The following is a 19,511-nucleotide window of genomic DNA, read 5'->3' as shown; positions in this document are numbered from 1 at the left end:
CTGCGGCGTGCGGCCCGGCCTGAAGGCAGAAAATCTGCAGCAGTGCTGTCGGGGGCCGCCGCCGTCGTTCGTCCTCGGTGGGTCAGTCATCACCGAGGACACCGCCATGACCCCGCAGATCGTCACGCCGCATCTCGTCGTCAGCGACGCCGTCGCCGCGCTCGACTTCTACCAACAGGCGCTCGGCGCCATCGCGACGGTGCGGATGCCGGCCCAGGACGGCAAGCGGCTGATGCATGCCGAAATCCAGATCGACGGCGCGCGAATTTTCCTGGTCGATCATTTCCCCGAATTCAGCTGCGGCAACGGCGCAGACAGTGTGAAGCCGCCGACCCAGCTCGGTGGCACGCCGATCACCATCCATCTCGAGGTTCCGGATTGCGATGCCGCGATCGCCCGCGCCAAGGCGGCCGGCGCGACGGTGACGCAGGAGCCGTGGGATGCGTTCTGGGGCGCGCGCTACGCCCGCATCCTCGATCCGTTCGGCCACTCCTGGAGCTTCTCTCACCTGCTGCCGGCGGCGAGCTGAGAGCCCGCCGTCCTCGCGCGGAGCGATTGCGGCGACGCGACAGGTCCGGCGCGGCGGCCCGCCCTTGGCCGCCACCGCATTGTCCGCCATGCTGGCGCCGAACGGCGGCGGCGATCGTCGTGCAAACAGGGAGACGACGTCCACATGCTCTACGCCATCCTTTGCTATCACGACGAAGACTTCGTCGGCTCCTGGAGCCGCGAGGAGGACGCCGCAGTGATGGAACGGCTGAAGGCCGTGCACGGCAAGCTCGCCGAGCAAAGCCGGCTCGGTCCGGTGGCGCGGCTGCTGCCGACCACGGCGGCGACCACGCTGCGCAAGGATTCCGAGCCGCCGCTGGTGATCGACGGTCCGTTCGCCGAGACCAAGGAGCAGCTGCTCGGCTTCTACGTGGTCGAGTGCGAGGATCTCGACGGTGCGCTCGTCGTCGCGCGCGATCTCGGCCGTGCCAATCCCGGCGGCGCCTATGAGATCCGCCCGATCGGCACCTTCATGCCGGGGACGACGCAACCATGACCGATCTCGCCTGGATCGACACCGCACTGACGGCGGCGCGGCCCCAGGCGATCGGCGCGTTGCTGCGCTACTTCCGCGATCTCGACACCGCCGAGGAGGCGTTCCAGAACGCCTGCCTGCGTGCGCTGAAAGCCTGGCCGCAGAACGGTCCGCCGCGCGACGCCGCGGCCTGGCTGATCATGGTCGGCCGCAACGTCGCGATCGACGATCTGCGCCGCGGCAGGAAACAGCAGCCGCTGCCCGACGACGACCAGGCGATCTCCGATCTCGGCGACGCCGAGACCGAACTCGCCGACCGGCTCGACGGCTCGCAGTATCGCGACGACATCCTGCGGCTGCTGTTCATCTGCTGCCATCCCGAACTGCCGCCGACCCAGCAGATCGCGCTGGCGCTGCGCATCGTCTCGGGCCTCACCGTGGCGCAGATCGCGCGCGCCTTCCTGGTGTCGGACGCCGCGATGGAGCAGCGCATCACGCGGGCGAAGGCGAAGGTGGCGCGCGCCGGCGTGCCGTTCGAGACGCCGGGCGCCGTCGAGCGCAGCGAGCGGCTCGGCTCGGTGGCGGCGATGATTTATCTGGTGTTCAACGAAGGCTATTCGGCTGCCGGCGAGACCGCCGGGGCGCGCGCGCCGCTGTGTGAAGAGGCGATCCGGCTGGCGCGGCTGCTAGTGCGGCTGTTTCCGGCCGAACCGGAGATCATGGGGCTGACGGCGCTGATGCTGCTGCAGCACGCGCGCGCCGCCGCGCGGTTCGATGCGCAGGGCGAGGTCGTGCTGCTCGAGGATCAGGACCGCGCGTTGTGGGATCCGAAGCTGATCGCCGAGGGGCTGGCGCTGATCGACAAGGCGATGCGCCATCGCCGCACCGGCAGCTATCAGATCCAGGCCGCGATCGCCGCCTTGCACGCCCGCGCGCCGCGCTTCGCCGACACCGACTGGGCGCAGATCGACTTGCTCTACGGCTCGCTGGAAATCCTGCAGCCGTCCCCGGTGGTGACGCTCAACCGCGCCGTCGCGGTGGCGAAAGTCCGCGGCCCCGACGCCGCGCTGGCGATGATCACGCCGCTGGAAGATCGTCTCGGCAATTACTTCCACTATTTCGGCGCCAAGGGCGCCCTGCTGCTGCAACTCGGCCGCGCCGCCGAAGCCCGCACCGCCTTCGACCGCGCCATCGCCCTGGCCCGAACGCCGGCGGAGGCCAGCCACATCCGCATGCATCTGGATCGGTTGGCGCAGGAGCAGGCGGTTAGTTAAAATTGGGCCGCAGTGCGCGCGTCGCCCTCACCCCAGCCCTCTCCCGCAAGCGGGAGAGGGAGCCCCGCCGCGTTGCTGGGCTGATATCTTGCAACATCGCTGGCGATGCTTCCTGCAGCGCTTGAGAGGATCAATGAATCTCCCCGCGCACAGCGCGCCCCCTCTCCCGCTTGCGGGAGAGGGTTGGGGTGAGGGCGCCCCAAGCACTGAGCCAGCGATCAAACCGAACTACCCGTTCCGCCGCTCGCCGCGGAGCGTCGGCAGGCCGATGCCGGTGGCGTCGAAGCCGCCGTCGACGGCGAGGATCTGGCCGGTGATGTAGCCGGAGCGCTCGCTGCACCGGAAGTAGATCGCTTCCGCGAGCTCGGCCTCGAGGCCGTAGCGGCCGAGCGGGATGGCGTCGTGATAGTCGGCGCGGATCTCCGGCGAATGCACAGCCTTGGCCATCGCGGTCTCGACCGGGCCGGGCGCGACGCCGTTGACGCGGATGCCGAGGCCGGCGAGTTCGACCGCGCATTGCTTGGTGAGATGGGCGAGGCCGGCCTTGCTGGTGCCGTAGGCCGAGCGCAGCGTCGAGGCGCGCAGTCCGGAGATCGACGTGACGTTGACGATCGCGCCGCCGCCGGAGTCGCGCAGCAGCGGCACCGCCGCCTGGATCAGCTTGAACGGCCCGGTCAGATTGACGTCGATCACCCGCTGCCATTCGGCGTGGGTGGTGTCCATCATCGGCTTGAACACCGCGACGCCGGCATTGTTGACCACCGCATCGAGCCGGCCGAACCGCTCGCCGATCGCCGCGATGTCGCTGGCGTCGGATGCCGCGTCGGCGACGTCGCAATGCAGCGCCAGCGTCCGCTCCGGCTCGTCCAGGATACGCATCGCCTCGCGCAGCCCGTCGTCGTCGTTGTCGAGCAGCGCGACGCGCCAGCCTTCATCGAGAAAACGGCGGGTCGTCGCCAGCCCGATGCCGCGGGCGGCGCCAGTGATCAGTGCGACCTTGGACGGGGAAGTCGTCATGAAACGTCCTGTTCTTGCATGCAAACCATCGCCGCTGCGGGCGGTCTCACCCGTTAGCACATGCGGAACGAGCAGAGGTTGCGTTGTTCGGGCGCAGCGGAGAATTTCCTGTCGCGCCGCCGTCGCAGCGGGAAAGCGCTGCGCTCCGGCCGAGCACGCGCGTCTGGCCGCATCCCGCGGCGCAGGAACCGGTCGCCGACATCAGGATTACATGAAGCGGAAATAGAATGTCCGACGCACTACACGTACCGCGTTCCGACCGGAGGTCAGCATGGACGACGAACTGACGCAGCGTATCCGCCACCGTGCCCGCGAGAAGTGGGAGCTGGCTGGCTATCCTGAAGGCCGCAGCGAAGAGTTCTGGCTCGAAGCCGAAAAAGAAGTCCGCGGCGAGCAGGAGACTTATCAGGAGCTGAAGTCGGACCCGAGCATCACGACGAACAGCTGAGCGGCGAGGGATCCGATCGGTTCAGTCGCCGGCCCCACACCTCGGACGTCATCCTGCGGCGCGAGCGCAGCGAGCCTCGAAGGATGGGCCGCGCGCGACCGATCCGTCTCCGCGTCCGGATCCTTCGAGGCTCGCCCTGCGGGCGGGCAGCTCAGGATGACGGCGCTGAATGCGTAGTAAGGGCCGAGCCCTCAAGGTCGGCAGGACAACGACCACTCCAGTCATTGCGAGCGAAGCGAAGTAATCCAGCGCCGCACGCGAGCGATACTCTTCCCGCACCGACGGTGTGATATTGTCTCGCGTCACCGCACATAAAACACTACCCCGGCGATCACCAGCAGCGACGCCACTGCCAGCACATGGGCCATCGCGCGTGACGCGGCGAGTTTGGTAGCTTCGTCCATTCCATCCTCCCAAGACAGCGTGGACGTCGAACACAGCAATGCCGGGCCGCGTGCCGCAGTGCGGCGACGCGTGAGATGACCGCGCGAAGCTGCGCGACCGGCCGACCAGATTGCTACGCTGAAACGCCCCGCGACGACTATTCGCTCTTCGTTGAGTCCCCACTCTGCGAACATCGACACATGAACGTTCGTCAATCAATGCGGCGGGAATTTGTTCGCGTCCCGTACGCTGCCGCGCCGTTTCCGGCGGGTTGTTTGTTGCGATGCGTCATGGAGCGACGCGTCGGCGTGATGATTTTTCGTCGCGCGATGTCGGGTTACCCGATCGCGAGTCGTTCCTCGACTATCTGATCACCACGGGGAGACGACGATGCGGTTCATGATGCTGATGATTCCGAAGGGCTACGAAAGCGCGGCGCCCGGCGAGATGCCCGAGGCGGAAGCCGTCGCGGCGATGATGAAGTACAACGAGGCGCTGCAGAAGGCCGGCGTGCTGATTACTTGCGACGGGCTGCACCCGCCGTCGATGGGCGCGCGCGTCAGCTTCGCCGGCGGCAAGCCGCTGGTGATCGACGGACCGTTCGCCGAGGTCAAGGAAGTGCTCGGCGGCTACTGGATGATCGACGTCGCCTCGCGCGAGGAGGCGATCGCCTGGGCGACGCGCTGCCCGGCCGGCCCAAACGAGGTCATCGAGGTGCGGCAGGTCCAGGAGTTCGCCGACTTCCCCGAACAGGTGCAGGCCGAGCTCACCGGCTTCGAGGCAATGCAGGCCGCCGGCCGTGGACAAGGGTAGCCTAACACCGGGTTGATGCGGCCGGCCCCTCCTGCCGCAACCTTGTCGCAAGACGGGCGGCCGAATTGCCGTTGCCACAGGTTTGCCGCAAGCTTCTTTCGGTCGGAAACGGCGTTGTTGCGAACGATTGGAACCGGCTCGGCGCGGCGCGATGGCCCGTGACCTTTCGTCCCCCCTCATGTAAAAGCCCTTCACATGAGCTGGCGCAAGGAAGACCGCCGCGCCGAGCGCGGCTATCATCACGGCAATCTGAAAGAAGCCCTGCTGCAGGCCGCGCTCGGGCTGATCGCCGAGAAGGGCCCGGCCGGTTTCACCTTCGCGGACGCCGCCCGCATGGCCGGCGTCAGCCCGGCCGCGCCCTATCGCCACTTCCGCGACCGCGACGAATTGCTCTCCAGCATCGCCCAGCGCGGCTTCGAGCAGTTCGAGCAGGTGCTCGCCAAGGCCTGGGACGACGGCCGTCCCGACACGTTGACCGCCTTCATGCGGGTCGGCCCGGCCTATCTGGCGTTCGCCCGCAGCGAGCCGGCCTACTACTCGGCCATGTTCGAATCCGGAGTGCCGGTCGATTCCAATCCGTTGCTGCTGACCGCGTCGGAACGCGCCTTCAACGTCATCCGCGCCGCCGCCGAACGCCTCGCTGCGCTGACGCCGCCGAATGTCGCGCGGCCGCCGGCGCTGATGATGGCGCTGCACATCTGGTCGATGTCGCACGGCATTGCCTCGCTGTTCGGCCGCGGCGACGCCGCGCGGCGCAAGCTGCCGATGGCCGCCGAAGAGCTGCTCGAAGCCGGCGTGCTGATTTATCTGCGCGGCCTCGGATTTCCGGCCGACCTCGGCGCCAAGCCGGAAAAGCCCGCCGAACCAAAGCGTTCTGGCCCGTGGGGCACGGCCTCGTAGGGCTTGCGCTCACTGCGAAGTGAGCGCCGTGCGCAATTGTCGCCCCGACCGTTTTCCACGTTCGCTTGACAAAACCAGAGAATGGATTAGCTATGTAAATGTTATTTACATTCACACCGGCGCTCGCCGGGAATGGAGAGACACATGGCCAACGCCGCTGACTACGATCGATGGGGTCCCCCCGGGGCGCGCTACCAGCCCGCGCTACGATCGTCCTGGAGCCCCGGCTGGATCCTGCTGACGGTCGCCGGCTTCATCGTCTGGTGGCCGATCGGACTGGCACTTCTCTTCTACACACTCTGGAGCAGAAACATGGGTTGCTGGGATCGCGGTGATCGCTTCTCGAACAAGATGGAGCGGATGCAGTACAAGATGGAGCGGATGCGCGCCCGCATGGACCGCCACGGCTTCGGCTTCGGCCCGCCCTCCAGCGGCAATCGTGCTTTCGACGAGTATCGGATGGAAACGCTCCGCCGGCTCGAAGAAGAGCAGGTGCAGTTCAAGGACTTCCTCGATCGCCTGCGCCACGCCAAGGACAAGGAAGAGTTCGACGCCTTCATGGCCCAGCACCGCACCAAGCCGGCCGGCTCGAACGACGCGCCACCGCAGGGCTGATCGCGCCTCATCAGCAGTGACATCGCCGCCCGCCTGGCTCTCAGGCGGGCGGTTTTGTTTTTGCTCGCGGCAATGTCACACCGGGCGCCGCTGTCTCGTCCTATCCTCATCCAACCGCAGGAGACGACGATGAAAGCCCGCCTCAACCCCGCGGCAGCCGCACCCGAAGCCTACAAGGCGATGGTCGCGCTCGAGACCGCGATCAAGAACAGCGGCCTCGAGCCGAGCCTGATCGAACTCGTGAAGATGCGCGCCTCGCAGATCAATGGCTGCGCGTTCTGCCTCGACATGCACAGCAAGGACGCCCGCGCGCACGGCGAGGCCGAGCAGCGGCTGTATCTGCTGAGCGCCTGGCGCGAGTCGCTGCTGTACAGCGACCGCGAGCGTGCCGCGCTCGGCTGGACCGAGGCGCTGACGCTGGTGGCCGACACGCATGCGCCGGATGCGGACTACGAAGTGCTGGCGCAGCAGTTCAACGCCGCCGAACAGGCCAATCTCACCATGCTGATCGGCGCGATCAACACCTGGAATCGCATCGCGATCGGCTTCCGCTTCGTTCATCCGGTCGCCCCGGCTCATGCCAAGGCCTCCTGATCCCACTCCAGCCGACGATGCCGCAGCGAGCTTCGCGCCGCTGCGGCATCGTCTCGTCCGCGTCGCGTACCGGATGCTCGGCTCGGTCGCCGAGGCCGAGGACGTGGTGCAGGACGCTTACTTGCGCTGGCATCGTACCGATCGCGCGGCGGTCCGCGATCCGGCGGGGTTTCTGACTCAAGTGGTGACACGGCTCAGCCTCGACGTGCTGAAATCGGCGCGGATGAAGCGCGAGACCTATGTCGGGCCGTGGCTGCCCGAGCCGCTGATCGCGCCGGAGGCCGAGGAGGAGGAGGGCGATGATATCACCCTCACCTTGATGCTCGCGTTGGAGCGGCTGTCGCCGCTGGAGCGCGCAGCCTTCCTGCTGCACGACGTGTTCGGCCTGTCGTTCGACGACATCGCCCGCACGCTCGACCGCGACCCGGCAGCTTGTCGCCAACTCGCGACGCGGGCGCGGAACCACGTCCGCGCCGCGCGGCCGCGCTTCCCGGTGTCCGAAGAGCGCGGCCTCGCGATTGCCGGCGCGTTCTTTGAGGCCTCGCGGAGCGGCGATCTCGCCGCGCTGACGGCGCTGCTCGCCGACGACGTGGTGTTCACCGGCGATGGCGGCGGCAAGCGCCTAGCTGCCCTCAACCCGATCCACGGTGCCTCGCGGGTGGCGCGGTTCTTTGCCGGCATCGCACGCAAGAAGCCGGACGCCTCGACGCTGATTTCCACCCGCTCGATCGACGGCCTGCCGGGTTTCGTCACCCAGGAACGCGACGGGCTGCAGACCACGGCGCTGGCGATCGAGGACGGCCGCATCGTCGCGATCTATGTCGTCCGCAATCCCGACAAGCTCCGCCATCTGCGGTTGCCGACCTCCGACCCTGCACGGTTCCACTGAACGTCAGCGCCTGTCCTGCAGCCACACGCCCGTGTGATCACGGGCATTTTCCTGGAACTGGTAACGCCTTCTTAACCCTGATTAGCGATTGGTTAGGGGCGTCAGGATGCGCTTTCAGCCCTCGTTTTGACACGTTGGCAGGGGATTCAGGGCCCGGCTTTGGACGGGCCCTCCCAATTGACAACGCAGAATTTGGCGGTGGCGCTCTTGCCGGACTGCGGCGCCTGCCGCGCGGACCAGAGCTGGTGCCGGCTGCGTCGGCCCTTGCGTGAGAGGATAATCGATCATGAATCCGGCCGACGTTGCCCAGTCAGCCATGCCGATGGTTTCCGCCGACGTCTCGCTGATCGCGCTGTTCTGGCAGGCGCACTGGATCGTCAAGTCGGTGATGCTCGGCCTGATCGGCTGCTCCGTTTGGGTCTGGGCGATCGCGATCGACAAGCTGATTCTCTATTCCCGCACCAAGCGGGCGATGGACCGGTTCGAGCAGGCGTTCTGGTCGGGCGAATCCATCGACGACCTGTACCGCACCCTGTCGGCCAAGCCGACGCACTCGATGGCCGCCTGCTTCGTCGCCGCGATGCGCGAGTGGAAGCGCTCGTTCGAGAGCCATTCGCGCTCCTTCGCCGGCCTGCAGATGCGGATCGAGAAGGTGATGAACGTGTCGATCGCCCGCGAGGTCGAGCGGCTGGAACGCCGCCTGCTGGTGCTCGCGACGGTCGGCTCGGCCGGCCCGTTCGTCGGCCTGTTCGGCACCGGCTGGGGCATCATGTCGAGCTTCCAGTCGATCGCCGCGTCGAAGAACACCTCGCTGGCGGTGGTCGCGCCGGGCATTGCCGAGGCGCTGTTCGCCACCGCGGTCGGTCTGATCGCCGCCATTCCGGCGACAATTTTCTATAACAAGTTCACATCCGAGGTGAACCGCCAGACCCAGCGGCTGGAGGGGTTCGCGGACGAGTTCTCGGCCATCCTGTCACGGCAGATCGACGAGCGCGCATGATCCGGGCAGGTGAGCGCAAAGTGAGCATCCGACCATGGGGATGAACGTAGCTGCGGGCGGCGGCGGCCGTCGCGGCAGTCGCAAGCGTCCGGTGATGGCGGAAATCAACGTCACCCCGATGGTCGACGTGATGCTGGTGCTGCTGATCATCTTCATGGTCGCGGCCCCGCTGCTCACCACCTCGATCGACATCGATCTGCCGACCGCCCGCGGCGGCGCGCAGATCCAGTCGAACTCGCCGCCGCTGACGCTGTCGGTGAAGCGCACCGGCGGCGCCTGCAATTCGCAGGTCGAGATGTATGTGGGCGACAGCGCGGTGCCGGCGGCGGAGCTCGACGCCAAGATCAAGGCGATCCGGGCGACGCGCTCCGAGACCGACAACGTCATCTATCTCAGGGGTGACAAGGACGTCTGCTACACGGACATGATGAAGCTGCTCGGCCAGATCAAGGCCGCCGGCTTCAAGCCGAACATCGTGATCCTGCCGGAGCAGGGCTCGTGAACGGGGAAGGCGACTGACGACACTGAGGATGGAGCGGGAATTCTGAAGGTGAAGATCGACAAGACATTGGTGGCCTCGGTGGCGCTGCACGTTCTCGTGCTCGGCTGGGCCATGCTGTCTTTTTCGTCGAAGGCCTTCGAACTCGAGCCTCAGGACTCCGTCGCGGTCGATACCATCTCCGAAGATCAGCTCGCCAAGGTGATGGCCGGCATGAAGACCGGCAAGAAGGAAAATCCGAAGCCGCTGGTCGAGAAGGTGGCCGAGGCCAAGCCGATGGACGACGCCGTCGGCAAGATCGACGACAAGAAGCCGCCGGTGGTCACCGACACCGCGCCGACGCCGCAGCCCAAGCCCGACAAGCCGGTCGAGAAGAAGCCTGATCCGCCGAAGCCGGTGGTGAAGGAAGAGCCCAAAAAGGAAGAGCCGAAGAAGGCGGAAAAGAAGCCCGAGCCGAAGGAAGAGACCAAGAAGGCCGCAAAGCCGGAGCCTGATCCCAAGGTCGATCCGATCGCCGAGGCGCTGAAGAAAGAAGAGAAGAAGAAGCCGACGCCGCCGAAGCCGCAGGCCGAGGCCGCCGCGAAGCCGCCGGAGCCGACCAAGAAGGCCGAGCGAGTCTTCGACCAATCGAAGATCGCGGCGCTGCTCGACAAGCGTGACCCGACCCGTCAGTCGGCGACCGGCGACGCGCTGAATTCAAACGCGGCGCTCGGCCTCGCCAAGGGCCGGTCGGCGGACAACTCCGCGACCTGGGGCGCAATGTTCAAGGAGCAGGTGCTTCGCTGCTGGAAGAAGCCCTATGGCGGCCTCGACGCGCAGCGCGTCGAAGCGGAATTCAGCATCCGTCTGAAACAGGACGGCACGCTCGAGACGATGCCGGCGTCGGTGTCGTCACCGTCGAGCGCGTATCAGCGCGTCTTCCAGGAGAGCGGACTGCGCGCCATCATCGAATGCGCGCCGTATCGGCTGCCACCCGGCTTCTTTGCGGAATGGCGATATTTCAACCCCGTTTTTGATAGCAGAGACCTGTAACCTCTGCGCTGAGAGCAACACGACGATGTCAGACATTCGTAAGCCGATCGCTGCGCCATTCATCATCGGACGTCGGCAGGTCCTGTCCGGTTTGGCAGCTACCGGTCTGGTGGCAGCCGGTGCCGGTCGTGCGTTCGGCCAGGCGCGCGTCACCGTCACCGGCGGCGATGTCGCGCCGCTGCCGATCGCGATCCCGAATTTCGTCGCGGGCACACCGTCCGACACCGAGGTCGGCAATGGCGTCAGCCAGGTGATCACCAACAATCTGAAGCGCAGCGGGTTGTTCGCCCCGATCGATCAGGCGGCCTTCCTCGAGAAGATCAGCAACATCGACGTGCCGCCGCAGTTCAAGAGCTGGAGCAGCATCAACGCCCAGGCGCTGGTGACCGGGCGGATGACCCGGCAGTCCGACGGCCGACTCAAGGCCGAGTTTCGGCTGTGGGACGTCGCCACCGGCCAGCAGCTCGCCGGCCAGCAGTACTTCACCTCGCCGGAGTACTGGCGCCGCATCGCCCATATCATCTCGGACCAGATCTATGAGCGGCTCACCGGCGAGAAGGGTTACTTCGACAGCCGCATCGTGTTCATCGACGAAAGCGGTCCGTCCGACCGCCGCGTCAAACGGCTGGCGCTGATGGATCAGGACGGCGCCAACGTGCGCTATCTCACCCGCGGCAGCGATCTGGTTCTGACGCCGCGGTTCTCGCCGTCCACCCAGGAAATCACCTACATGGAGTTCGGGCAGGGCGATCCGCGGGTCTACCTGTTCAACATCGAGACCGGGCAGCGCGAGATCGTCGGCAACTTCCCCGGTATGTCGTTTGCGCCGCGGTTCTCGCCGGACGGCCAGCGCATCATCATGAGCCTGCAGCAGGGCGGCAACTCCAACCTGTTCGTCATGGACCTGCGGTCCAAGTCCACCACGCGGCTGACCGACACGCCGGCGATCGACACGTCGCCCTCCTATGCGCCCGATGGCAGCCGGCTGTGCTTCGAGTCCGACCGGGGTGGCAAGCCGCAAATCTATGTGATGCCGGCGAATGGCGGACAGGCGCAGCGGATCTCGTTCGGTGACGGCAGCTACTCGACCCCCGTCTGGTCGCCGCGTGGCGACTACATCGCCTTTACCAAGATGGGCGGCGGTCAGTTCGCGATCGGCATCATGAAGCCGGACGGTTCCGGAGAGCGCATCCTGACCTCCGGGTTCCATAACGAAGGTCCCACCTTTGCGCCAAACGGCCGCGTGCTGATGTTCTTCCGCGATCCGGGCGGCAATGCGGGGCCGTCGCTGTACACTGTCGATGTCTCCGGCCGCAACGAGCTGCGGGTTCCGACGCCAGGCTACGCGTCCGATCCCGCCTGGTCGCCGCTCCTGTCTTAACGGGACAGCCGGCGGTCCCATCTGGCCTGCGCCTTTGCGCAGGCCGGAACCTAGAGGTTGTCGTGGCTGCGATCGCGGCAATGACTCGGTAATCATGTTCGCTCAGAAAGGCTTCATCTGCTTGGGATACAGCGGAGTCTGAAAAGGACGCGCTTGCAGCTGATGCAGCTTCTCAGCCAAAAACGGGACAGCGACCAGGACATGTCGCCGGCGATCCACGCCGGCTTGGTCGACTCGTTGTTCATGAACCCGGCGCCGATGATCGTCGGCGCGTTCGGGCCGGCCATCGCCGGATCGGTGATCGGCGCGGTCAGCGGCAATATCTGGACCTGGCTGTTTGTCCCGTTGTTCGTGCTGATCGGATGCTCGCGCGCCCTGCAGATGCGCCGCTACCGGCAGCGGAATGCTCCCCTTTCGCCTGAAGATGCCGACTCCTGGGAAAGCCGCTATCGCGTCGGCGCGGTGGCCCATGGCATCTGCCTCGGCCTCTGGTCGCTGGTGGTTCTGCTCGATACCCACGATATCGGCGCCCACATGCTCTGCATCACCACGGTGGTGGCCTACACCTCCGCCGGTGTCGGACGCACCTTCGGGCGGCCCAAGATTTTCCACCTGCAGGTTTTGCTGAGCTGCGGTCCGCTGATCGTCGCGATGCTGGCCATCGGGGGAATTTACTACCTGACGCTCGCCGTTCTCAGCATGGTGTTCTTCATCGCCATCCGGCGTGTCACGTCGAGCCTGCAACGGCTGTATCTCGACGCCTGGATCGGGCGGGAGCGAGAGGCGGCCCTCGCCAACCAGTTCGACACCGCGCTGAACAACATGCCGCACGGACTGTGCATGTTCCGCGCGGACGGCCGGCTGGCGGTGATGAACCGCCGCTTCGCCGAGATGATGAAGCTGCGCGAAAGCCTGATGAACAGCGGGCCGACCGCGACCGAAATCGTGTCGGCCTGCGTCACCATCGGGGCGATTTCGGCCTCCAGCGGCCGTCTGATCCTGTCGGAGATCGACAATTCGCTCGCCGGCGAGATCGTGACCGTGGGCGACGAGGCGACGCCGCGCTCGCTGTCCTGGACGTTCCAGCCGATGGCCGGCGGCGGCACGGTGGTGCTGGTCGAGGACATCACCGAGCGGCGCACTGCGGAAGCACGTATCGTGCATCTCGCGCGCTACGACGAACTCACCGCGCTGCCGAACCGCGTGCACTTCCGCGACGAGATCGAACGGATCCTGGCCACCGAGCACGGCCACGGCAAGTCGCAGCTGTCCGCGCTGCTGTTCATCGATCTCGATCAGTTCAAGCAGATCAACGACACGCTGGGTCATCCCTGCGGCGACCGGCTACTTTGCGCGGTCGCCGAACGGCTGCGCGGCATGCTGCGCCCGGAAGACTTCGTTGCGCGGTTCGGCGGCGACGAGTTCGTGGTGTTCCAGCAGAACATCCGGTCGAACGAGGATGCCGCGGTCCTGGCGCGGCGCATCGTCGACCGGCTCAGCGATCGTTATTTGATCGATCACCACGTCGTCGAGATCGGCGCCTCGATCGGCATTGCGATGACGACGCCCGGCACGCGCGCCGACATCCTGCTGAAGAACGCCGACATGGCGCTGTACCGCGCTAAAGCCGACGGCCGAGGCACGTACTGCTTCTTCCGCGAAGAGATGGCGCAGACGGTCGAGGCTCGCCGGATCCTCGAGCTCGATCTGCGTAAGGCGCTCGCGAACGAGGAATTCGAACTCTACTACCAGCCGCTGGTGAACCTGAAGACCGGCCGCATCACCACCTGCGAAGCCTTGCTGCGCTGGAACCACCCGGTGCGCGGCACCGTGTCTCCGGTCGATATCATTCCGGTCGCCGAAGAGATGGGGCTGATCGTCGATCTCGGCCGCTGGATCCTGCGCAAGGCCTGCATGGAATGCATGATGTGGCCGCAGCAGGTCAGTGTCGCGGTCAACTTCTCCTCGCAGCAGTTCCACCAGCGCGACATTCTCAATGAGGTGCGCTACGCGCTGGAAGTGTCCGGCCTGCCTGCGAACCGCCTGGAGATCGAGATCACCGAGTCGTCGCTGCTGCGGAATACGCAGTTCACGCACGATGTGCTGGAACAGCTGCACGCCGAAGGCGTGCGGATTTCGCTGGACGATTTCGGCACCGGCTATTCGAGCCTCAGCTACCTGCACAGCTTCCCGCTGCAAAAGGTGAAGATCGATCGCTCCTTCCTCGAAGGCATCGATAACGACCGACCGCTGACCCTGCTCCGCGGCGTTGCGCGGCTCAGTGCGGATCTCGGCATGGCCGTCGTGATCGAAGGTATCGAGACCAACGAGCAGCTCGAGCGCATCAGTGCCGACGGCACCGTGACCGAAGGGCAGGGCTATCTGTTCAGCCGGCCGGTCCAGGCCTCGCGCATCCGCCAGCTTCTCGCAGCTTCGCATGGCCGTCGTCCCAAGGACGGCGAGAAGCTGGTGCTGCCCTTCCGCTCGATCGCCTAAAGTCTCCCCTGATCGCACAACCTGCGATTTCAGGCGCGACGATTAACGTTAATGATTCAAATGCTTTGCGCCGCCGTTAAGAATTCGTTAGCGTTCGCTCGTTGAATTTTGAGTTCAGCATTTGGATAGTGGGGAATTTGGTGATGAGCGCCGCCCGGCAAGAACTCGAAGAGGGGCGGGTTGCGCTCCGCCGCCGCGAACTGCTCGACAAAATCGAATACCGTCTCGCCGAAACCGCCGCCGACCGCGAAGCGATCTATCGGCTTCGCTATCGCGCCTATCTGAAGGAAGGCGCCATCGAGTCGAACAGCCTTGGCATCGTAACGGATCGCTATGACAGCCAGGCGAACTCGTGGATTTTCGGAATCTTCTTCGAAGGCGAGCTGACCAGCTCGCTGCGGATCACGGTGGCCTCGCCGCACAATCAGCTTTGTCCGTCGATGGACGTCTTTCCGGATTTCCTGCAGCCATGGCTGGCGGACGGCAAGGTGATCGTCGATCCGACCCGTTTCGTGTCGGATCCGGACCGGACTCATCGCGTGCCGGAACTCGCTTATCTCACGCTGCGGCTGGCCTATGTGGCTTGCGAACACTTCCGGGCCGATATCGGGCTCGCGTCGGTCCGCGCCGAGCATCAGGCCTTCTACCGCCGGGTCTTCATGACGATGATCTGTCCGCCGCGCGACTATCCGGGTCTGAAGAAGCCGATCAGTTTGATGGAGATCGACTTTCCGAACACGCACCACAAGGTGTTCGCGCGCTATCCGTTCTTGCGCTCGACTCCATTCGAGCGCCACAAGCTGTTCGAACGTGCACCGGCGCTGGCGGTCCCCCGCCGCCTGACCGAGGTCCCGCGCACGGCTTCAGGAGTCTGATACCCGGCGCCACCGGCTTCCTATCTCGCGCGCGTTGACGCTTTCTCCGCGCGCACACGCCAAATCGTCATTTTACGGCCATTTCCCGGCCCCGGAGCTGCATAGCCTTCACCTTGGCGCCATATTTACAGCTCATTAACCATCGCGATTGCTTTTCACCGATCGGGGGCATTTGATCGGAGCCGGCAACGTCTCATCAAGGTTGACGGAACGTTCGCTTAACCATCGCCCTGTAGACCGGACGACATCCGAATATCGCGAGCGTGGAGGCTCCGGAATGACACATCACAAGCGAATCCTCCAGGGATTGAAGCTGGCCGCGGTGCTCGCGGTGGCCCTGTCGATGGGGGCTTGCGCCAATAACAAGACCGGGCTCGGCGCCGACGGTGCGATGGCCAACGCGGCCACTCCGGGCAGCCAGCAGGACTTCGTGGTCAATGTCGGCGACCGCGTGTTCTTCGAGAGCGACCAGACCGACCTTTCCCCGCAGGCGACCGCGACGCTCGACAAGCAGGCGCAGTGGCTGCAGACCTACAACCGCTACTCCTTCACGATTGAAGGCCATGCCGACGAGCGCGGCACCCGCGAGTACAACATCGCGCTGGGCGCGCGGCGTGCGCAGTCGGTTCGTAACTACCTCGCGTCGCGCGGGATCGATCCGTCGCGGATGCGCACCATCTCCTACGGCAAGGAGCGTCCGGTCGCGGTGTGTAACGACATCTCGTGCTGGTCGCAGAACCGCCGCGCGGTGACCGTGCTGAACGCCGGCGCCTGATCGCGCTCTACATCGATCGATGAACGGCGCCTTCGGGCGCCGTTTTCATTTGCGGACAATCTTTCGACTGTCCCGCCGGTGCGACGTCGGTACGCCGTTTCAGTCACATTTTTGGCGTAGTCCGGCGATCATTCCGGCGCTACTAATCTGGCGCGCAATCCCCAACCGTCGGGCCCCCATGTCATCCATCTTCGCCTTTTCTGCGCGCAGTCTCGCGGTGTTCGCGACGCTCGCTTTCGCCGCTCCCGCGCTGGCCCAGCAGTATGGCGGCGACGTCGATCCGGAGATCCGTATCCAGCAGCTCGAGGAGCGGCTCCGCACGCTCACCGGTCAGAACGAGGAGCTGCAATACCGCAACCGGCGGCTCGAAGATCAGGTGAAGCAGTTGCAGAGCGGCGCAGGTGTACAGCCGGGCGCTGGCAATACCGCCGCGCCACAAGGCGGCCCGCAACAGCCGCCGGTTTACAATCAGCAGCCTCAAGCCCCGGTTTACGGGCAGCAGCCGCAGGGGCAGGTCTATGGCCAGCAGCCGCAGGCGCCCATCGTGCAGGATCAGGCGGCTCCACCTGCGGCGACCGGCGGCCGCCGCCGCGGCGACGCTTTCGATCCGAGCCAAAATCCGCAGGCTCCCGGTGTGCCGCGCGCGCTCGGTGGCGGCCAGCTTCCGATCCCGGCCGAGCAGGGGGGCAATCTCCCCGGGCGCGATCCGGGTGCGCCGCTCGATCTCTCCAACAACAACGGTCCTCGCTATCCCGACGCCGGGGCGCCGGCCCAACAGGCGCCGCGGGCCGGGGGAGCTGCCGGCCTGACGACGCTGCCGCCTTCGGCCACGCCGCGCGACGAATTCGATCTCGGCATCGGCTATATGCAGCGTCGCGACTACGCGCTCGCCGAAGAGACGATGCGCAACTTCGCGACCAAATATCCGAACGACGCGCTGACCCCCGATGCGCAATACTGGTTGGGGGAGAGCTTCTTCCAGCGCCAGATGTATCGCGACGCCGCCGAGTCCTTCCTCGCGGTGACCAGCAAATACGACAAGTCCGGCAAGGCGCCCGACGCCCTGTTGCGGCTGGGGCAGTCGCTGGCCGCGCTGAAGGAGAAGGAGGCCGCCTGCGCCGCGCTCGGCGAGATTGGCCGCAAATATCCGAAGGCATCGGCCGGCGTCCGGCGCGGCGTCGAAGCCGAGCAGAAGAAGCTGAAATGCTGACCTGACAGCTCCGGCGACGCCGGGGCCGATTGTCAGAGATGGCACCGCCGATGTCCGGGAATAATGAAGCGCCGATTTCGGCGCGCGAGGCTGCCCAGCTGTTCGCCGACTGGAAGACGGCGCCGGCGATCGTGCTGGCCGTCTCTGGTGGGCCGGATTCGCTGGCGCTGATGTGGCTCGCGGCCCGCTGGCGCAAAGCCCTCAAGCGCGGCCCGGCGCTGTCGGTCGTCACCGTCGATCATGGCCTGCGGCCGGAATCGGCGCGCGAAGCACGTGCTGTGAAGCAGATCGCCCAGGCGCTCGGACTGCCCCATCGAACCCTGCGCTGGGCTGGTGACAAGCCGGCCTCAGGCCTGCAGGCCGCCGCGCGTGATGCCCGCTATCGTCTGCTGGTGCGGGCGGCGAAGTCCGCCGGCGCCGGCCACATCGTGACGGCGCATACGCGGGACGATCAGGCCGAGACCGTGCTGATGCGGCTGTCCCGCGGCAGCGGCATCTCCGGCCTCGCCGCGATGGCGCGGGAGACGGAGCGGGACGGGCTCGTATTGGCGCGCCCGCTGCTGGACATCTCCAAGCAAAGGCTGACGGCCACACTGAAGCGGGCTCGGATCGCGTTCGCGACCGACCCCAGCAACGCTGATCCGCGCTTTACACGGCCGCGGCTGCGCGAATTGATGCCGCTGCTCGCGGCCGAGGGCTGCGACTCGCGCAATCTCGCCCGGTTCGCGGCCCGCGCGGCGCGCGCCGATGCGGCTCTGGAGCAGCTGGTGGACGGCGCCGAACGGCTCCTGGCGATGTGCGGACGGGAACGTCCAGGCCCCGGCTACGATGCCGACGCATTTTGCGGCCTTGCCGCGGAGGTCCGCATTCGCCTGCTGCTCCGCGAACTCACGCGGGTAGGCCGGGAGGGCAGCCCGGAACTGGGGAAGGTCGAGGCGCTGGCCGCAGCGATCGAAGCCGCGACAGCAGTTCCCCCCGTGCGGGGGAGAACCAGGCTGAAGCAGACGCTGGCCGGGGCCGTGATCACGCTGACGGCCGAACGGCTTCTGATCGCCGCGGCGCCGCCGCGCCGCACCCCGGGTGGAAAGACCGCTTCCAGGCGACCTTAGACAAGCTCGATCATGGTCGGCGCTCGCCGCGATGTGAGCCGGAAGTGGGGTAAAATGCGCTAAATAGTCCTGAATGCTTCTCTTGGCAGCGCGCCGTGTGACACCTAGATTGTGCAATGGCCGGTCCGGGAGAGCCTGACGGCGCACCTTGGGCCAAAGGTCGCGATCCGCGCGACCAATAAGGAAGACCGATGAACGCCAATCTGCGGAATTTCGCCCTCTGGGTCATTATCGTTTTGCTGCTGTTGGCGCTGTTTACGCTCTTCCAGAATCCCGGTCAGCGCGCCGCCTCGCAGGACATCTCGTTCTCGCAACTCCTCAGCGAGGTCGATCAGAATCACGTTCGCGACGTAGTGATCCAGGGCCAGGTAATCCACGTCAGCTTCACCAACGGCTCGACCTTCCAGACCTACGCGCCGAACGATCCGACGCTGGTGACTCGTTTGTACAACGGCAAGGTGTCGATCACCGCCAAGCCGCCGGGCGACAACGTGCCGTGGTTCGTGTCGTTGCTGGTGTCGTGGCTGCCGTTCATCGCGCTGATCGGCGTGTGGATCTTCCTGTCGCGGCAGATGCAGGGCGGCGCCGGCAAGGCGATGGGCTTCGGCAAGTCGCGCGCCAAGATGCTGACCGAAGCGCACGGCCGCGTGACGTTCGAGGACGTTGCCGGTGTCGACGAGGCCAAGCAGGATCTGCAGGAGATCGTCGAGTTCCTGCGCGACCCGGGCAAGTTCCAGCGCCTCGGCGGCCGCATCCCGCGCGGTGTGCTGCTGGTCGGCCCCCCCGGTACGGGTAAGACCCTGATCGCGCGTGCGGTCGCGGGCGAAGCCAACGTGCCGTTCTTCACCATCTCGGGTTCGGACTTTGTCTAAATGTTCGTCGGCGTCGGCGCCTCCCGTGTGCGTGACATGTTCGAGCAGGCCAACAAGAACGCGCCCGGCATCATCTTCATCGACGAAATCGACGCGGTCGGCCGTCATCGCGGCGCCGGCCTCGGCGGCGGCAACGACGAGCGCGAGCAGACTCTCAACCAGTTGCTGGTCGAGATGGACGGCTTCGAGGCCAATGAGGGCGTGATCCTGATCGCCGCCACCAACCGCCCCGACGTGCTCGATCCGGCGCTGCTGCGTCCCGGCCGCTTCGACCGTCAGGTCGTCGTGCCGAACCCGGATGTCG

19 protein-coding genes and 1 pseudogene are annotated in these 19,511 nt (G+C 66.0%); 19 read left to right on the top strand and 1 reads right to left on the bottom strand.

From position 1 onward, the window contains the following. The 3 genes from ACOJTD_RS14100 to ACOJTD_RS14090 all read left to right on the top strand — a co-directional run. Nucleotides 1-529 (top strand): VOC family protein (locus tag ACOJTD_RS14100; protein WP_420133526.1); only part of this gene is annotated, 529 nt, incomplete at its 5' end. A gap of 144 nt (nt 530-673) precedes the next feature. Further along, nucleotides 674-1,045, top strand: a complete 372-nt coding sequence (locus ACOJTD_RS14095) for a YciI family protein (RefSeq protein WP_420133525.1) — start codon at nt 674-676, stop codon at nt 1,043-1,045. Further along, nucleotides 1,042-2,298, top strand: a complete 1,257-nt coding sequence (locus ACOJTD_RS14090) for an RNA polymerase sigma factor (RefSeq protein ID WP_420133524.1) — start codon at nt 1,042-1,044, stop codon at nt 2,296-2,298. The genes ACOJTD_RS14095 and ACOJTD_RS14090 overlap by 4 nt, the downstream gene beginning before the upstream one ends. A gap of 228 nt (nt 2,299-2,526) precedes the next feature. On the opposite strand, the gene ACOJTD_RS14085 is transcribed toward ACOJTD_RS14090, so the two are convergent. Next, nucleotides 2,527-3,315: an SDR family NAD(P)-dependent oxidoreductase gene (locus tag ACOJTD_RS14085; RefSeq protein WP_420133523.1), complete on the bottom strand. Its 789-nt coding sequence runs from the start codon at nt 3,313-3,315 to the stop codon at nt 2,527-2,529. Nucleotides 3,316-3,586: 271 nt separating this feature from the next. Between ACOJTD_RS14085 and ACOJTD_RS14080 the strand changes: the two genes are divergently transcribed. The 16 genes and pseudogenes from ACOJTD_RS14080 to ACOJTD_RS14005 form a co-directional block, all read left to right on the top strand. Continuing rightward, nucleotides 3,587-3,763, top strand: coding sequence for a DUF2934 domain-containing protein (locus tag ACOJTD_RS14080; protein ID WP_119858763.1), 177 nt, complete (start codon nt 3,587-3,589; stop codon nt 3,761-3,763). 774 nt (nt 3,764-4,537) lie between these two features. Beyond that, nucleotides 4,538-4,960 (top strand): YciI family protein, encoded by a 423-nt coding sequence (locus ACOJTD_RS14075; RefSeq protein ID WP_420133522.1) that lies wholly within the window; start codon nt 4,538-4,540, stop codon nt 4,958-4,960. Between the two features lie 195 nt (nt 4,961-5,155). After that, nucleotides 5,156-5,860, top strand: coding sequence for a TetR/AcrR family transcriptional regulator (locus tag ACOJTD_RS14070; protein WP_420133521.1), 705 nt, complete (start codon nt 5,156-5,158; stop codon nt 5,858-5,860). A 144-nt stretch (nt 5,861-6,004) separates the two neighbouring features. Continuing rightward, nucleotides 6,005-6,475, top strand: a complete 471-nt coding sequence (locus ACOJTD_RS14065; RefSeq protein ID WP_420133520.1) for a DUF2852 domain-containing protein — start codon at nt 6,005-6,007, stop codon at nt 6,473-6,475. Between the two features lie 129 nt (nt 6,476-6,604). Beyond that, nucleotides 6,605-7,069 (top strand): carboxymuconolactone decarboxylase family protein, encoded by a 465-nt coding sequence (locus ACOJTD_RS14060; protein WP_420133519.1) that lies wholly within the window; start codon nt 6,605-6,607, stop codon nt 7,067-7,069. Beyond that, nucleotides 7,053-7,958, top strand: coding sequence for a sigma-70 family RNA polymerase sigma factor (locus ACOJTD_RS14055; protein WP_420133518.1), 906 nt, complete (start codon nt 7,053-7,055; stop codon nt 7,956-7,958). Before ACOJTD_RS14060 ends, ACOJTD_RS14055 begins: the two co-directional genes overlap by 17 nt. 286 nt (nt 7,959-8,244) lie before the next feature. Further along, nucleotides 8,245-8,958 (top strand): protein TolQ, encoded by a 714-nt coding sequence (tolQ, locus tag ACOJTD_RS14050; protein WP_420133517.1) that lies wholly within the window; start codon nt 8,245-8,247, stop codon nt 8,956-8,958. 34 nt (nt 8,959-8,992) lie between these two features. After that, on the top strand, nt 8,993-9,460 hold the full coding sequence (locus ACOJTD_RS14045; RefSeq protein WP_420133516.1) for an ExbD/TolR family protein: 468 nt from the start codon (nt 8,993-8,995) through the stop codon (nt 9,458-9,460). A 48-nt stretch (nt 9,461-9,508) separates the two neighbouring features. Further along, the gene (locus ACOJTD_RS14040) at nt 9,509-10,489 is read left to right on the top strand and encodes a protein TolA (protein WP_420133515.1); all 981 of its coding nucleotides are present in this window, start codon (nt 9,509-9,511) and stop codon (nt 10,487-10,489) included. Nucleotides 10,490-10,514: 25 nt separating this feature from the next. Further along, a complete protein-coding gene (tolB, locus tag ACOJTD_RS14035) occupies nt 10,515-11,870 on the top strand; it encodes a Tol-Pal system beta propeller repeat protein TolB (RefSeq protein WP_420133514.1) in 1,356 nt (451 codons plus the stop codon). A 162-nt stretch (nt 11,871-12,032) separates the two neighbouring features. Continuing rightward, nucleotides 12,033-14,366 (top strand): putative bifunctional diguanylate cyclase/phosphodiesterase, encoded by a 2,334-nt coding sequence (locus ACOJTD_RS14030; protein WP_420133513.1) that lies wholly within the window; start codon nt 12,033-12,035, stop codon nt 14,364-14,366. A gap of 143 nt (nt 14,367-14,509) precedes the next feature. Then, the gene (locus ACOJTD_RS14025) at nt 14,510-15,241 is read left to right on the top strand and encodes an N-acyl amino acid synthase FeeM domain-containing protein (protein ID WP_420133512.1); all 732 of its coding nucleotides are present in this window, start codon (nt 14,510-14,512) and stop codon (nt 15,239-15,241) included. A gap of 277 nt (nt 15,242-15,518) precedes the next feature. Further along, nucleotides 15,519-16,016: a peptidoglycan-associated lipoprotein Pal gene (gene pal, locus ACOJTD_RS14020; RefSeq protein WP_420133511.1), complete on the top strand. Its 498-nt coding sequence runs from the start codon at nt 15,519-15,521 to the stop codon at nt 16,014-16,016. Between the two features lie 178 nt (nt 16,017-16,194). Beyond that, on the top strand, nt 16,195-17,226 hold the full coding sequence (gene ybgF / locus ACOJTD_RS14015) for a tol-pal system protein YbgF (RefSeq protein WP_420133510.1): 1,032 nt from the start codon (nt 16,195-16,197) through the stop codon (nt 17,224-17,226). A gap of 50 nt (nt 17,227-17,276) precedes the next feature. Continuing rightward, on the top strand, nt 17,277-18,335 hold the full coding sequence (tilS, locus tag ACOJTD_RS14010) for a tRNA lysidine(34) synthetase TilS (RefSeq protein WP_420133527.1): 1,059 nt from the start codon (nt 17,277-17,279) through the stop codon (nt 18,333-18,335). Nucleotides 18,336-18,526: 191 nt separating this feature from the next. Continuing rightward, nucleotides 18,527-19,511 (top strand): annotated as a pseudogene (locus ACOJTD_RS14005) (ATP-dependent metallopeptidase FtsH/Yme1/Tma family protein); the annotation flags it as partial.

The organism is Rhodopseudomonas sp., assembly GCF_048594845.1.
Taxonomy (GTDB): Bacteria; Pseudomonadota; Alphaproteobacteria; order Rhizobiales; family Xanthobacteraceae; genus Rhodopseudomonas.
This window is presented reverse-complemented; position numbering and strand designations above follow the sequence as displayed.